Annotated in this window: 12 protein-coding genes; 2 read left to right on the top strand and 10 right to left on the bottom strand. The window is 71.6% G+C overall.

The genetic code is table 11. From position 1 onward, the window contains the following. Positions 1-3,626: family 78 glycoside hydrolase catalytic domain (locus tag DEI86_RS14635; RefSeq protein ID WP_146244957.1), on the top strand; the 3,626-nt coding region annotated here is incomplete at its 5' end. A gap of 195 nt (positions 3,627-3,821) precedes the next feature. Here the strand turns inward: DEI86_RS14635 and DEI86_RS14630 are convergent. Next, positions 3,822-4,202, bottom strand: coding sequence for a nuclear transport factor 2 family protein (locus DEI86_RS14630; RefSeq protein WP_111050003.1), 381 nt, complete (start codon positions 4,200-4,202; stop codon positions 3,822-3,824). 164 nt (positions 4,203-4,366) lie between these two features. Here DEI86_RS14630 and DEI86_RS14625 point away from each other — a divergent pair, with 164 nt between their 5' ends. Then, a complete protein-coding gene (locus DEI86_RS14625) occupies positions 4,367-4,777 on the top strand; it encodes a hypothetical protein (protein ID WP_111050002.1) in 411 nt (136 codons plus the stop codon). A gap of 541 nt (positions 4,778-5,318) precedes the next feature. Here DEI86_RS14625 and DEI86_RS14620 read toward each other — a convergent pair. The 9 genes from DEI86_RS14620 to DEI86_RS14580 all read right to left on the bottom strand — a co-directional run bounded on the left by DEI86_RS14620 (position 5,319) and on the right by DEI86_RS14580 (position 15,653). Beyond that, on the bottom strand, positions 5,319-5,741 hold the full coding sequence (locus DEI86_RS14620) for a hypothetical protein (RefSeq protein WP_146244956.1): 423 nt from the start codon (positions 5,739-5,741) through the stop codon (positions 5,319-5,321). Positions 5,742-5,959: 218 nt separating this feature from the next. Further along, complete coding sequence (locus DEI86_RS14615; RefSeq protein WP_181439800.1) at positions 5,960-6,898, bottom strand: NAD(P)-dependent oxidoreductase; 939 nt, start codon at positions 6,896-6,898, stop codon at positions 5,960-5,962. A gap of 147 nt (positions 6,899-7,045) precedes the next feature. Next, complete coding sequence (locus DEI86_RS14610) at positions 7,046-9,088, bottom strand: iron ABC transporter permease (RefSeq protein WP_111049999.1); 2,043 nt, start codon at positions 9,086-9,088, stop codon at positions 7,046-7,048. Next, the gene (locus DEI86_RS14605) at positions 9,085-10,062 is read right to left on the bottom strand and encodes an iron-siderophore ABC transporter substrate-binding protein (protein WP_111049998.1); all 978 of its coding nucleotides are present in this window, start codon (positions 10,060-10,062) and stop codon (positions 9,085-9,087) included. The genes DEI86_RS14610 and DEI86_RS14605 overlap by 4 nt, the downstream gene beginning before the upstream one ends. After that, the gene (locus tag DEI86_RS14600; RefSeq protein ID WP_309146569.1) at positions 10,059-10,997 is read right to left on the bottom strand and encodes an ABC transporter ATP-binding protein; all 939 of its coding nucleotides are present in this window, start codon (positions 10,995-10,997) and stop codon (positions 10,059-10,061) included. The genes DEI86_RS14605 and DEI86_RS14600 overlap by 4 nt, the downstream gene beginning before the upstream one ends. Before the next feature lie 191 nt (positions 10,998-11,188). After that, on the bottom strand, positions 11,189-11,812 hold the full coding sequence (locus DEI86_RS14595; protein WP_375342179.1) for a YdeI family protein: 624 nt from the start codon (positions 11,810-11,812) through the stop codon (positions 11,189-11,191). Beyond that, complete coding sequence (locus DEI86_RS14590) at positions 11,809-12,711, bottom strand: SMP-30/gluconolactonase/LRE family protein (RefSeq protein WP_309146568.1); 903 nt, start codon at positions 12,709-12,711, stop codon at positions 11,809-11,811. The genes DEI86_RS14595 and DEI86_RS14590 overlap by 4 nt, the downstream gene beginning before the upstream one ends. A 70-nt stretch (positions 12,712-12,781) precedes the next feature. Continuing rightward, a complete protein-coding gene (locus tag DEI86_RS14585; RefSeq protein ID WP_258368646.1) occupies positions 12,782-13,408 on the bottom strand; it encodes a TetR/AcrR family transcriptional regulator in 627 nt (208 codons plus the stop codon). A 103-nt stretch (positions 13,409-13,511) separates the two neighbouring features. Then, positions 13,512-15,653, bottom strand: coding sequence for an MDR family MFS transporter (locus DEI86_RS14580; RefSeq protein WP_181439799.1), 2,142 nt, complete (start codon positions 15,651-15,653; stop codon positions 13,512-13,514). Positions 15,654-15,874 lie beyond the last annotated feature (221 nt).

Below are 15,874 nucleotides of genomic sequence, written 5' to 3'. Positions count from 1 at the left end.
TCCCCACCGCCCCCACCCACCTGACCGTCGACGGCCTCAGCGCACCGATGGACGTCGACCCGAGCGTGCCCGTCCGGTTCTCCTGGCAGCCGGCCGTGCTCGAGCGTGCCGCCGCGGGCCTCCCGGCGGGCGCGCCCGACCAGCGGTCCTACCGCATCGTCGTCGCCGACTCGAGTGCCGCCGCCGCAGCGGGGACCGGCGACATCTGGGACAGCGGGGTGGTGACGTCCGGCGCGAGCCAGAACGTGTCCTACGCCGGACCGACCCTCACCGCGGGGAGCCGCTCGTGGTTCTCGGTGCAGGTCGTCGACGGCGCGGGCGCGACCTCGCCGTGGGCGACGCCGGCGACGTTCGGCACCGCGCTCGGCGGCGACTGGGGTGGAGCCCGGGCGATCTGGTCCGAGACCCCGTCGAACACCTGGTCGAACTACACCCTGTCCGGGCACTTCACGATCACGGCGAGCGCCGCGACGGTCCTCCTCCGCGGGACCGACGCGAGCGACTACTACCTCTGGCAGTTCCAGGCAGCGAGCGACCGCCTGGTCGCCGAGGTCCGGCGGGCGGGCGCCTACCGGGTGCTCGGCACGGTCGATCTGCACGCAGAGGGCGTCGACCTGGCGGTGGGCCGGGACACCGCGTTCACCGTGTCGCTCGGCGGCGACACGATCACGACGACCATCGGCGGCACGACCGTGGACACCCGGACCGACGGGACGTTCGCGAGCGGGTGGATCGGCGTGCAGACCGGCACCCACGAGTCGGCCACCTTCCGATCGCTCGCCGTCGCGGACCGCACGGGCGCGACCCTCTGGTCGCAGTCGTCGTCGAGCACCGTCGCCGACCTCGGCTGCGGGCGGGAGTCGCACGGCGTCCTCACCGTGTCGACCTCGCGCTCGTGCCTGTTCGACCCGTGGAGCAACTACACGTTCACCGAGACCTACGTCGCGACGGCGCAGCCGACCGGCGTCGTGTTCCGGGCGAAGGACGCGAAGAACGGCTACCTCTGGCAGTTCGACACCGCCACGTCGAGCCTCGTCCCGCAGGTGCAGGTGGCCGGCAAGTACAGCAAGCTCACGACGAAGAAGATCCCGCTCGGCACCAAGGTCACCTCGGGGCACGCGTACGCGATCAAGGTCCAGGTGTCCGGTTCGACCATCCGGACGTGGTTCGCCGGCCGACTGGTCGACACCCGCACCTCGCACACGGACACACGCGGCGTCATCGGCTACCGGAACGGCTCGAAGGAGAAGACGACGTTCTCGGGCCTGACCGTGACGAGCCCAGGCTCGAGCGTCCTGTACCGGAACACGTTCACGAGCAACGCCGACGTCCCCTGCGGCACGGTGTCCGGCGGCAAGGCGACGTTCCCGACCTCGGCGGCCTGCCTGATCCGCTCCGGTGCCGTGTCGGACTGGCTGTTCGCCCGCGACGAGGTGACGCTGCCGGCCCGGACGATCGCGTGGGCGACCCTCTCGGCGACCGCGACCTCCCCCGCGCCGTCCCGCCAGTACGTGTACAAGATCAGCGTCAACGGGAGCTTCGTCGGAGCCGGTCCGACCCAGTCGGTCGGCAAGGAGGTCCGCTACGACAGCTACGACGTGACGTCCCTGCTGCACGCGGGGGCGACCAACGCGATCGGGGCCCTGCTGTACACGACGTCGGACCACCGGTTCCTCGCGGAGCTCGTCGTGCACTACACCGACGGCACCGAGACCCGCGTCGGCACCGGTCCCACCTGGCGGGTGCGCACCGGCACGGGCGTGTTCCCCGCCGCCGGCTCGGTGGGTACGTCCTACTACGCCGCTCCCGTCGAGGACATCGACGCACGCCAGTACCCGTCGGGCTTCGACACCGTCGGGTTCGACGACCACGCGTGGACGCTCGCCCAGGCACGCAGCGCGTTCGCGACCAGCACGCTCACCCCGACGCCGACCGCGACGATGCTCCAGGAGGACGACGCCCCGACGACCATCACGCGGCTCGGCACCGGGCACTACCTGCTCGACTTCGGCCAGACGCGGATCGGCGGGCTCCGGCTCGCGATGACGAGCCCGGACACGCGGACGGTGGACATCCGCTACGGCGAGGTCCTCGCCAGCGGTGGTGGGTCCGTCCAGTACCAGACCACCGCCGGCAACAAGTGGGAGGACCGCTGGACCCTCAAGACCGGCTCCCAGACCCTGCGCTCCTGGGGGATCCGGGTGTTCCGGTACGTCGAGGTGTCGAACGTGCCGCAGGCGGTGACGGCGCACGACCTGCAGGCCGAGGTGCTCCGCTACCCGATCGACGCGACGGCCGCGACGTTCTCGTCGTCGTCGAGCAAGCTCGACGCGGTGTGGCAGCTGTCGCGGAACACGATCATCGACGACACGCTGGACCTGTACGTCGACTCCTGGGAGCGCGAGCGTGGCGCGTACGAGGCCGACGCGTACATCGAGCAGACCGCGCAGGAGGCCCTGTCCGCGGACGGAGCGCTCGGCACCTACTCGGTGGACTACTTGCTCGCCCACCCGACCTGGCCGACCGAGTGGCGCCTGTACGACGTCCTCGCGGTGCACGATGCGTGGGAGGCCAGCGGCGACACGACCCAGATCCGCGCCGACTACGCCACGCTCCGCACCATCCCGCTGACCGGGTCGATCAGCCACGCGACGGGACTCGTCGACCACGCGGACGCCGACGACATCGTCGACTGGCCTGCCGGTGAGCGGGACGGCTACCAGTTGACCGACACCGACACGGTCGTGAACGCGCTGACCTACCGGGACCTCGTCGACCTCGCCGAGATGGCGGCCGCGATCGGGAAGACCGCGGACGCGGCGAGCTACCGGACCCAGGCGGCGTCCCTCCGGACCGCGATCAACGCCCGGCTCTGGGACGGCACGAAGGGTGCCTACCGCGACGGCCTGACCACGGGGACGAACAAGCCGATCGCGCACGAGGCCGTGCAAGCGACCGCGTTCGCCCTGGCGTTCGGCGTCGTCGATCCCGCGAACGTCCCGCGGGCGGCGTCGTACGTGACGGGGAAGGGCATGGCCTGCAGCGTCTACTGCGCCGCGTTCCTGCTCCCGGGTCTCTACTCGGCCGGCGCCGGATCGGCCGCGGACGCGCTGCTCACGGCGACGGACAAGACGAGCTGGATGAACATGGTGCGCGTCGGCGCGGGCTCGACGATGGAGGCGTGGGACAAGTCCCTCAAGGCCAACACGACCTACTCGCACCCGTGGGCCGCGTCGCCGGTCTCCGACGTCACGACCGGCCTGTTCGGCATCGTGCCCACCGCGCCCGGGTACGCGTCGTTCTCGGTGGCGCCGCAGCCCGGCGCCGTCGACCACGCCTCGGTCACCGAGCCCACGGTGCGCGGCACCATCGCCGCGGCCTACCAGCAACGGTCGGGAGGCGCGGTCGACCTGGCCCTGCGCGTCCCGTCCACGACGACCAGCGCGGTCACCCTGCCCGTCGGGGCGGGGTCCGGGACGACGGTCTGGGTCGACGGCGTCGCGACCCCGGCGACCCGGTCGGGTTCCTCCCTCGTCGTGTCGGGCCTGCCGTCCGGCTGCCACCTGGTCTCGACCGTGTCCGCGACGAGCGCGGGGTCGGACGCGACCCTGGCTGGCCTCTGCTGACCCAGGCCCGCCGCGCTCCCCGGCCAGGCTCCCTCCGCCTGTTCTCGACATGACCGCTGTCGAACGACAACGGCGCCGTCGCCCTCGGACGCGTCACCGCCAGGACGGCACGGACCAGGACAGCGGCGGCAGGACACCGCTGGCTCCGGCCGCCGGCCGGGAGGCCCGGGGCGGCCCGCACCGCCCCTCCCGCCGTCAGATGGTCGGCGTGAGCGGCGGTGCCTCGTCGGTGAGGATCGTGAGGAGCGTCGTGATGCGTCCCTCCTGGACGGTGATGACGTCGATGCCACGGGCGACCGGGGCATCGGCGGGTCCGAACGCCCAGGCGAGCGCGCCCGCGGTCCCGCTGACGTAGCGCGGGCCGTCCTCGGCGAACACGAACTCGGCGGGTGCTTCGTCGAGCAGTCCCGCGGCCTTGCCGAGCAGGGCGTCGCGACCGGTGACCGAGCCCTCGGGGTCGGTGAACACGACGTCGTCGGCGTAGGCGTCCTGGGCGGCGGCAGCACGGGCGGACGCATCACGCTGGCCGAACACGGCGTGCAGGTTGGCGGTGAGCAGGTCGTCGACGCTGGCCATGGGGGTCCTCCGGTCGGTGATCGGTGTCCGGTCAGTCTGGCGCGGAACCGGGGTGCACGCACCTGGGAAGGAGCAGTGCCCGTCCCCCGGGACTTTGATCGATCGGGCTGGACCAACCGGCGGAAGGACGCGCGGAAGGGCATCTCGACTGGGACGACGCGGTCGTGGCCCCGCGCCAGCTCGACCTGCACCTCATCGTGTTCAGCGTGCTGTTCACCCCGCTGACCGACGAGCAGGCCGCCGCCTTCCGGCACGGCTACGGGCTGGTCGAGCTCGACGAGACCCGGCTCGTCCGGTACGCGTGCGTGCGGGCGCTCGAGGACCTCGTGGCGACCGCGCACGGCCTCGATATCGAGCTCGTCGAGGCGGCAGAACGTGGTGAGGTCGGGCAGCGCGAAGGTAGCGTGGGACACGTCGAGGTCTTCCGGACGGGCAGCTTGAGAACTTCCATCATCGGGGGACCTCGACCCCGCTCCAGCCCCCACAGCTCACACCACGGCTACACCCTCGTCTGCGAAGAGCCGGAAAACCGGATGCGGCAGAAGAGCGCCCAGTGCACCCGGGCGCTCTTCTGAGCCTGTCAGAGACTAGTGATCGTCAAGTCCGCAATAGCGAAGGGACTGATTGCATGTTTATTCGCCCAGTAACTGACCGACATAGTACGAGAGAAGGTTCGCGCTACCGGTTGTGGATAGTGGAGTGGGGGCTGAATCGCAGATCCTCCGACCAGTCGTCGACTACTTGGAGTGGACTCAAGGTCGCTTACTGCCCCTACCGCAAGTAACTAGGGCCTCATACTTTCCCGCTTTCGCCCGCTTCACGGCGGTCGCGCTCATCCGAGCCATGCGCACGACCGCAACCGTGACCTGACGAGCGTCCTTCACTGGAACCGACGTCGAGCAGATCGCAACTATGATGTACGGACTTGAGAGCCCATCCTCGCGGCGCCTCAGTTCACCTGGTATATGCACGACTTGCCTGGCTATCGTTTGAGGCGAATTGCGTCCACCCAGGGAGGAGAGAGGCTGCCCGAGGTACTCGTCAAGCGATTTTTGCGTGGCGCACCCTGAAGTTCCCACCGCGATCGCGATGAGCACGGCGACTGCTGCCAGTACTCTACGCACCGTAAGGCATCCCAGTATCGATCTCGCAGGCCAACGCGGTGGAGCCGGGCTTGAATGCCGAGAGCACTCCACTAGTTTGCGTGACCGCCTTGTACTTCTTCTGTCGATCCTGCGTCGTCGACTGGATTTTGTACGTCCAGTACTTCCCGATCCCAAATCCGTACAGGCACACCCGGCCCCTCGCGGGCACGAACTGCCCACCGGTCCCGATGTCATTCAACGCGTGCGCCGGTGCGGACACCAGCACCGACCCGAGCAACGCAACCAACAACGACAGCACCACGGTGACCCACCGCGCACGCGAACGGCGAAGCGACATGAACGATCGCAACAGCTCCCCGAACTCAATCCAGCCGCACAACCCCACCGGCTGTGATGACGCTGAACGTAGCTGAGCGGAATAGCGGAGTGCCACTGTTTCGTACCGGTACTGCTCGTTACTCCGTGTTGATGTGTACCTCGAACAGGGGCGGCAAGAATGCAAGAGCCCCGATGGTTCCCGGTATTCGAGCTGGTTTGCCTATCCGGATCAAAGCGCTGAAGATCCACTCAGCCATCCGGTCGCAGCCAGAGCGGGTCAGGACCATCGCCGTCAGCGACGGCGCCTCCCGTCCTCCCCGACTCCGCTCCCGCTCACGTCGCACGTCGCTGCAACCGCCGCCCCGCCCGCTCCTCGAGCCACCGCGCCCCGAGCAGCTCCCCGAGCGCCGGCCCGTACCGCGCGAGCGCCGCGCGCTGCACGTCCGCCGAGGCGTCGAGCACCGGCATCGGGACCCCGCCCTCGCGCCCGAGCCCCGCGACGGTATCCAGCTCCTCGACGACCCGGTCGACGCCGAACGTGGTCATGTCGTCCCCGTCGAGCAGGCGGTCGAGGTGCCGGTCCATGAACACGCTGCCCCCGGCGCTCGTGCGGAGCAGGGCGTGCAGGTGCTCGGGTTCGAGCCCCATCGCCTGCCCGACGAGCATGGCCTCGGTCGCCGCGGACGCGTGGGCGAACCACAGCGCGTTGGCGAGCAGCTTGACGACCTGCCCGTCCTCGGACCGGTCACCAGCGTGCCGGACGGTACCGCGGACGGTGAGGGCGTCGAGGACGGGACGGGCGCGCTCGACCGCTGCGGGCCTCCCACTCGCGAACAGGGTGAGGGCTGCCGCCGTCGCGTCGGCGACGGGCCCACCCATCGGCGCGCACACGACATCGACGCCGTGGCCCGCCGCGACGGCGGCGAGCACCCGCGTCGTCCGTGGATCAGCGGACGTCAGGTCCAGCCACAATGCACCGGCCGGGAGGCCCGGCAGCGCCTCCGCCATGACGGCACCGAGCTCGGGTGGTCCGGGGAGCACCGTGACGAGGACGTCCACGCGGGCGAGGAGCTCGGCGAGCGTCGGTGCCCAGCGCGCCCCGGCGGCGAGGACGTCCGGCTCGCGGGCGGGGTCGATGTCGTGCGCGAGGACCGGCCCGAGCGCGACCAGGTGCGGCAGGAGCGCCGCGCCCATCCGACCGATCCCGACGACCCCGAGCGACGTCGAGGTCGTGGTCGTGGGCGTGGGCTCGGGCTGGCGCTCGTCGTGCACGCGATCACCTTCGCACGCGCCGGCCCTGAGCATGCCCCGCCGCGTGTCGAACACTCCGCTGCCGGTCGAACACCTCGATCGGGGTGTGCAACCGGAAGCAAAGTGTTCGACCGACGGCATGAGGGTGCTCGGAGCGGCCGGACGACCTCAGGTCCGGGACCGCGCCAGGAGCCACACGAAGTACGGTGTCCCGATCACGGCGGTCAGCAGCCCCGCCCCGATCTGCGCGGGGGCGATCACGGTCCGCCCGAGCAGGTCCGCCAGGCACACGAGCACCGCGCCGAGCAGGACCGCGACCGGGACGACGCGGGCGTGCCGCCGACCGACCAGGGCCCGGGCGGCGTGCGGGGCGACGAGTCCGACGAACCCGATGGTGCCGACGGCGGCGACGGCGGTGGCGGTGAGCACGACGCTCGTCACGAGGAACAGCAGCCGGGTCGCGGGCAGCCGGAGCCCGAGCAAGCGTGGAGTGTCCTCGTCGAGCGAGACGAGGTCGAGCGCCCAGTGCCGCAGGCCGACCACCACGAGTCCGAGTGCGAGCGCGACGACGACCGGGACGACGTCGGGCATCGTCCGCCCGTAGGTCGAGCCGGACAGCCAGGTCAGGGCCTTCGTCGCGTTGAACGGATCGGTCAGGGCGATGAGCAGCCCGATGAGCGCCGTGGTCGCCGCCGAGGCCCCGATGCCGATGAGCACGAGCCGGTCCTGCCGGAAGCCCCCGCGCGCGGCGAGCCCGAACACGACCGCCGCGACCACCCCGGCCCCGGCGAGCGCCGCCCCCGCGACGCCCCACGACCCCGCGACGGGCACGGTGGTGAGCAGGAGGACCGCACCGAGCCCGGCACCTCCGGAGACGCCGAGGATCCCCGGTTCCGCCAGGGGGTTCCGCGTCACGGCCTGCACGGCGGTGCCGGCGAGCGCGAGGGCCGCCCCGGCGAGGAGCGCGGCGAGCACCCTCGGCACACGCGTGTCGAGCACGTACGACACGATCGGCCCGGCTCGCCCGGTGGCCCAGTTGACGACGTCGCCGAGGAGGAGCTTCGCGTCGCCGAGCAGCACCGCGGCGATGACGGTGCCGACGAGCACCGCGGCGAGCACGACGACGGTGAGCACGAACACGACCGTGCTCGGGATCCGGAGTCGGTCCCCCGCGGTCGTGGTCTCCCCGGCGGCGCGGGCGCGGAAGGCGAGGCCGACGAGGAACACCGCGCCGACGAACGTGGTGACGGTGCCGGTGGGGACCCCGACGGCGGCGTCCCCACCGACCACCGCGCGGAGCAGCACGTCCGACCCGAGGACGACGACCGCGCCGACGAGCCCGGCGAGCGGGAGCGCGACGACCGCCCGGGTGAGTCCGGCGACGCGTCGGGTCAGCGGCCTGGCGAGCGCGGGGGCGCAGAGTCCGACGAACCCGATCGGCCCCGCGAGCGTGACCGACGCCGCGGCGAGCAGCACCGCGAGCACGACGCTGACGACGCGGGTCCGTCGGACGCCGACGCCCAGGCCCCGTGCGGCGTCGTCCCCGAGTCCGAGCACGTCGATGCGCCGTCCGACGACGAGCAGACCGAGGATGCCCACCGCGACGACGGGCGCCATCTGCGCGACACCGCCCATGCCGTTCTGCGCGATGCTCCCCTGGCTCCACTGGTACAGCCCCTCGGTCCGTTCGGGGAACAGCAGCACGAGCGTGGAGGTCACGGACCCGACGCCGAGCGCCAGCGCGCTGCCGGCCAGGACGAGCCGGACGGTGCCCGACCCGAGTCCGGAGAGCGCGAGCACGACGCCCGCCGCGACGAGCCCGCCGACGAACGCGACGCCCGAGGAGGCCAGGAGCGGCAGGTGCACGCCCGTCACCCCGACGACGGTGAGCGCGACGTACGCGCCGGCATCGACGGCGAGCGTGTCGGGAGCGGCGAGCGGGTTCCGGCTGATGGCCTGGAGGGCCGACCCGGCCACGCCGAGCGCGGCGCCCACCAGGATCCCCGCGACCGCCCGCGGGAGGCGCGACGCGACCACGACGGACGCGTCGCCCTGGTCCGCATGACCGGTGACGGCCCTCCAGACCGCCGCCGGCCCGACGGCCGCCGAGCCCTGCGTGACGTCCACGACGGCGAGCGCGGCCACGAGGACCGCGCCGGCCAGGAGCACCGCGGTGACCGTGACCGGCCGCCGCGGCGCCAGGAGCGTCACTTCCTGAGCGCCGCCACGACGGCGTGCACGTACGCGGTCATGGAGGCCGGGCCACCGAACAGCCAGATGCCGTCGTGGAGCCGGTGCACGTGACCCGCGGCGACGAACGGCAGGGACTTCCACACGGCGTTCGACCCGAGCGCGCTCGTGAACACGTCGCCGCCGTCCGCGTCGTTCGCGAGGTAGAGGAACTGCACGTCGGACGGCAGCTTCGTCAGCCCCTCGACGTCGGTGCTGCCGAGCCCGTAGCTCCCGTCGCCGGTGACGTCCCAGGCGTTGTGGAGTCCCAGCTCCTCGGTGACGTCGCCGATCAGGGAGCCGTCGGCGTAGGGCCGGATGGTGACCTGGTTCGAGACCTCGTAGCCGTCGGCGAACGCGAAGTCGTCGCCCGCGAGCCCCGCCTTCGTGATCGCCTCCTTGCCCGCGGCGACGGCGTCGTGGAACCGGTCCATGACCTTCGCCGCCTGCTGCTGCCGCCCGGTGGCCGTCGCGATCATGTCGAGGTCGGTCGTCATCTGCTCGATCTGGTGCGAGGCGTCGGCGGACCGCACGGCCACGACGGGCGCGATCGCCCGGAGCTGCTTCAGGGTCGCGGCCGACAGGTCCGTCGTGGCGACGATGAGGTCGGGCGCGAGGGACGCGATGGTGTCGGTGCTCGGCTCGCCGCGGGTCCCGATGTCCTTCGGTGAGCCCGTCAGCGGCGCGGCGGTGTCCCAGTTCCCGTAGCCCTTCGGGTCCGCGACGCCGACCGGCTGCACGCCGAGCGCGACGAGGTCCTCGACGACGTTCCACTCGGTGCCGACGACCTTCGTGGCCGGTCCGTCGAGCTGGACCTTCGTGCCGGTCGCGTCGGTGATCGTGATCGCGCCCGCGGTGGACGAGGACGTGCTCGAGGTCGCCTCGGTGGTCCCGCATCCGGTCAGGACGACGGCGGCGGTGACGGCGAGGGCCGCGGCGGTGATGATGCGCTTCATGGAGTGGGGTGGAGCCTTCCGGATCGGTCGTGGTGCCGGCCGACGGCCCGGGTGCGGACGACGCCCGTTGCCGGGTCGACGTCCACCTCGATCCGGATGCCGTACACGGTGCTGAGGGTGGTCGAGGTGAGGACGTCCGCCGGGGTGCCCGTGGCGACGACGCGGCCGTCGGCGAGCAGGACGACGTCGTCCGCCACGGCCGCGGCCTGGTCGAGGTCGTGCAGGACGATGCCGACGGCGATCCGGTGCTCGTCGGCGAGGTCGCGGACGAGGTCGAGCAGCTCCACCTGGTAGCGCAGGTCCAGGTACGTCGTCGGCTCGTCGAGCAGGAGGACCCCGGTCTCCTGCGCCAGGCAGCTCGCGAGCCACACGCGCTGGAGCTGTCCGCCCGAGAGCTGGTCGACGGGGCGCTCCGCGAGCTCGGCCACGCCGGTGACCGTCATGGCGTGCGCGACGGCGGCCGGGCCTCCCGGATCGGTGCGCGTCCACCGGGTCCGGTGCGGGTGCCGGCCGAACGCGACGACCTCGTGGACGCGGAGGCCGCCGGGGGTCGGGCGGCCCTGCGTCAGGAGCGCGACGCGGCGGGCGAACTGGGCCGGTGCCAGGGCGAGGGCGTCGACCTGGTCGGGCACGCTCGCGCGGTCGGTGCGGTCGGTGCGGTCGGTCTGGTCGGCACGGTCGACGTCGAGCGTGAAGCTGCCCGTTCGGGCGTGCTGGAGCCGGGCGAGGGTGCGCAGCAGCGTCGACTTGCCGCTGCCGTTCGGACCGACGAGCGCGGTGACACGACCCGGGCGGAGCCGCAGGTCGGCCGCGTGCACGACGTCGACGCGGTCGTACGCCACGGTGATGCCGGTGGCGTCGAGGCCGGAGGGGGCGACGGATGAGCGTCGCACCGCACGCGCGGGTGAGGCCGCCTCGGTCCGGTCGTCGGTCACGTAGGTGAGGGTAGCCTAACCTCACCCCTCCTCCGCAAGGGCTCCGCGACACATGACGCGCATCGCCCTCGTGTTGCACCTCCGAACCGCGCGCCCCGACGACAACTGCGCTGTCGTCCACGCGCGCCCTTCGTCGTCCACGCGCGCGCTTCGTCGTCCACGCGCGCACTCGCCGGTCCGCACGCCCGGCGTCACTGCGGGTAGGGCGTCTCCCCGCGCTCGAGCATCGCGACGAGCTTCGCCAGGCGGTTCGCCCGGGCCGTCGGACTCGGCGCCGTCGTGATCCGGTGCAGCACCGCGTACCGGTTCTGCCGGTTCAGCGTCGCGAAGCGCTCGGCCGCCGCGGGCGATGCCGCGAGCGCCGCTGTCAGGTCCTCCGGCTCGGCGATCGCCGCCGACCCGGCGTACGCGCTGGCCCATCGCCCGTCGGCCTGGGCACGGTCGACCTCGGCCTGGCCACGCGGTCGCATCTGCCCCTGCGCCGTCAGGGCCGCGACGAGCCCGATGTTCCGCTGCGACCACAGCGACGTCCGGCGCCGTGGCGTGAACCGCTGGAGGAACGTGGCGGCGTCGTTCCCCCGCTTCTGCCCGTCGATCCAGCCGCTGCACAGGGCCTCGTCGAGGGCCTGGTCGTACGTCAGCGAGGTCGGGTCGACCGTGCCCTTCTTCGCGAGCACGAGCCACACGCCGTCGGGGTCGTCCTCGTGGGCGTCGAGCCAGGCGCGCCACGCCGCGGCGTCGGCGACGACGAGCACCGCCGGGCCCGGTGCCGCCGGACCCGGTGCCGCCGGACCCGGTGCCGCGCTCCCGCTCACGGGCGGAGGGCGATCTCGTGGGCGTCCCGCGCCGTGGTCGCGACACGGTAGATCGACGTCGTCGCCGCGATGAACAGCGTCGTGCCGTCGTCGCCCCCGAAGCAGAGGTTCGCGACGACCTCGGGGACGGGCACGGTCCCGATCCGGTCCCCCGAGGGTGCGACGACGATGACGCCCTGCGCGCTCGAGCTCCACACGTTCCCGTCCTCGTCGACGCGGATGCCGTCGGGGACGCCCTCGTCGACCGCGAACTGGGCGAAGACGCGGCCGTTGTTGCACCGGATGCCATCCACGACGTCGTACGCCCGGATCCACCGGTTCCCGACGTCCGAGCCCTCGGATGCGGACGAATCGGCGACGTAGAGCGTCGTCCCGTCGGGTGAGAACGCCAACCCGTTCGGCTCCTCCACGTCGAGCACGACCGGGCGGACGCGGCCGGTCGCGGGGTCGAACCGGAACACCGCGTGGTCCCCGTACTCCAGGTACCCGGCGTGGCCCTCACGCGACTGCGTGATCCCGTAGTCGGGGTCGGTGAACCAGATCGTGCCGTCCGGTGCGACGACCACGTCGTTCGGGGAGTTGAACCGGACACCGTCCCAGCTCGCCACGATCGGTTCGACGACGCCGTCGCGGTCCCGCTCGACGCGTCGCCGGCCGTGGGAGCACTGCACGACGCTGCCGTCCCGGTCGAGCGTCCGGCCGTTCGTGAACTCGACGCGGTCGGCGTACACGCTCGTGGTGCCGTCGTCGGCGTGCCACTGCATGATGCGGTCGCCGGGGATGTCGGACCAGCGGAGGGTCCGCGTCGCCGGGATCCACACGGGGCCCTCGGCCCAGGTGCTCCCCGTGGCGATGCGCTCGACGGCGCCGGGATCGGGGACGAGGTCGGTCAGCGGCACGGGTTCTCCTTCGAACGCACGGGCGCGACGCACCCGTCCGCTCCATGCTGGCGCATGTCGGGTCCGACGGTCAGGAGGCGAGCGCCCCGATCTCGGCGACGGTCGCGGCGATCCGGTCCGCGAAGTCCGGATCGGTGGTGCTGCCGCCCTGGTGGACGGCCTCGAGCAGCGCTCCGAGCACGAGGGTCACCGCGAGTCGAGCGGTCCGTTCGGGCACGCGACCGGCGGCGATCGCGACGAGGTCCTTCCGCAGGTCCGCCATCCACTTGAGCACGGCCGGCATGAGCTCGGGCTGCTCGGTGATGAGGTCCTTCATGACAGCCTTCTCGTGCGGTGAGGCGCCGGTCTCGGCGACGACGTGCGCGACGAGAGCGCAGAGGTCGGACACGAGGGCGTCGGGTTCCCCAGCGGCGAACCGTGCCCGCTGGGCATCGTCGATCCGGAGGTCCGGCAGCCCGAGTGCGGCGGCGGACTTCGACGGGAAGTAGTTGAAGAACGTGCGGGTCGAGACACCGGCTTCGGCGCAGATCGCGTCGATCGTCACACCGTGGAGGCCGTGCTCGGCGGTCAGGCGGCGTGCGGCGTCCTGGATGTGCCCGCGGGTCTGCCGCTTCTTGCGGGCCCGGAGCGTGGATGACTCGGGGTCGACGCCCGCGATGTCGATCGCGGCCGTGTCGAGCGTGGCGCTGGTGTCCACGTCGTCTCCGTCCTGGTGGTCGTGGTCGTCCGGCAGCGGTCGCGCCGGATCGGTGCGGCGCCGCCCCCGTCCTGTCGGACGGCGACGGCGCCGCGGTCCTGCCCTACTTGGAGACCGGGATCGACCCGGTCGCGGGGGCGGTCAACGAGCCGGTGAGGTCGGCGGCGCGCACGGCCTCCACCTCGAGGTCGTCGGCCGTCTGGTCCTTGTCGGCCTGCTCCTGCAGTGCGGACCGCTGCCGCAGCGGCGGCACCTTGAAGAACCAGCTGAGGACGAACGCGAGCAGGATCACGCCGAGGCCGACCCAGTAGATCGACACGGCCGAGGCGTTGAAGCCGGTCATGAAGGGCTTGGTGAGCCGCGCGTCCGCGCCGTTGAGGTACGACGTGTCGCTCGTCTCGCTCGCGGAACTGCTCGAGCCCGACGTGCCCTTCCGCAACTGCTTCGCGATGGCCGGTGCGACCTCGTTCACGACGTGCTTCCGCTGACTGGCATCGCTGTAGTCGATCGTCAGCCGACCGTTCGACACCGAGGCGTGCGCCTGCTTCGCGGCAGCCGCCAGGGCCTGCTGCTCGGCGGCCGGTTCGGCGGCGGCGACCTGCTGCTGGATGACGGTCTGCGCGGCCGCTGCCGGGACGGTGCCGGCGGTGACCTGCTGCTGGACGGCGGCCGTCACCTGCTGGGTGACGGCCTTGTCCGCGGCGGCCTTGGCGGCGGTCGTGCCCTGGTCGAGCGCGTCCTGGAGCTTGCTCCTGATCGGGGTGACGATCGGGGTCCAGATCTGCTTCATCACGCCCTTGTTCTCCGACGCGTTCGCGACCGAGGGGGTCAGGGCGGCGTTCAGGCCACTCGACAGGTCCGTCTTGTCCGACATCGCGGTCACGATGTTCGTCGGCATGAGGGAGAACAGCACCGACAGGAGCACGGCCGTGCCGAGCGTTCCACCGATCTGCCGGAAGAACGTCGCCGAGCTCGTGGCGACACCCATGTCCCGGGGCTCGACCGAGTTCTGGCTGGCGAGCGTGATGGTCTGCATGAGCTGGCCGAGGCCGAGACCGATGAAGAACATGCCGATCATGAGGAACCAGAGCGGCTTGTCGATCGTCATGAACGTCAGGACGACGAAGCCGACGGCGGTGAACGCGGTGCCGGTGACCGGGAAGATCCGGTACCTGCCGGTGCGGGACACGATCTGGCCGGACACGATCGACGCGATCATGAGGCCACCGATCATCGGCAGCGTGGCGAAGCCGGACGCCGTCGGGGACAGCCCGGTGACGATCTGCAGGTACAACGGGATGGTCAGCATGGCGCCGAACATCGCGAACCCGACGAGGAAGCCCATGACGGTCGCCATCGAGAACACGCCCGAGCGGAACAGCTTGAGCGGGATGATCGCGTCGTCCTTCATGAGGGTCTCGACGACCAGGAACCCGACCAGTCCGGCGACGCCCACGGCGTAGCAGGCGATGGCGCCGGCGGAACCCCAGCCCCAGTCGCGGCCCTCCTCGGCGACGAGCAGGAGCGGCGCGAGGGTCACGATGACCGAGGTCGCACCCCACCAGTCGATCCGCGGCGTGCGCTTCTCGCCGGTCTTCGGCAGGTGCAGGAACGCGATGACCATGAGCAACGCCGCGATGCCGATCGGGACGTTCACCAGGAACACCCAGCGCCAGCCCGTGATGAACAGGATCTGCGCGGCACCCGAGAACAGACCACCGACGAGCGGGCCGATGACCGACGAGATGCCGAACACGGCCAGGAAGTACCCCTGGTACTTCGCGCGCTCACGGGGCGCGAGGATGTCGCCCATGATCGCGAGGGGCAGCGACATGAGCGCGCCCGCACCGATGCCCTGGAACGCGCGGAACGCGGCGAGCATGAGCATCGAGGTCGAGAAGGACGACAGCAGCGACCCGACGACGAACACCGAGATGCCGAAGATGTACAGCGGGCGGCGCCCGAACAGGTCCGAGAGCTTGCCGTAGATCGGCGTGGTGATCGTCGAGGTGATGAGGTACGCGGTGGTCACCCACGCCTGCTCGTTGAGACCGTGCAGGTCGTCACCGATGGTGCGGATGGCGGTCCCGACGATCGTCTGGTCGAGGGACGAGAGGAACATGCCGGCCATGAGGCCGTAGATGACGAGCAGGATCTGGCGGTGGCTCATGATCGGCGAGCCCGATGCGGGCGCCGATCCTGGAGCACTGCGCCGGACCTGCGCGGGAGCGGAGGCGGTTGACATTGCGGTCCTTCGGATGGGTGTGGAGATGCGTGCGTCGCCTGCAGGGAGCCGACCTCGTCGGGGTGCCGACGGTGGCATACAACCTTGCAGTGCATGCAACTTTACACCTGCCGCAGCTTTGCACAACCCGCAATAGTGCAAGCACTGCACCCCGCGTTCGCGGGACGCGACGGACGGGAGGCGGGACCCGCGTGCTCGACGCAGGTCCCGCCTCCCGGGTT

Origin of the sequence: Curtobacterium sp. MCBD17_028, assembly GCF_003234875.1 — a bacterium.
Lineage (GTDB): Bacteria > Actinomycetota > Actinomycetes > Actinomycetales > Microbacteriaceae > Curtobacterium.
This window is presented reverse-complemented; position numbering and strand designations above follow the sequence as displayed.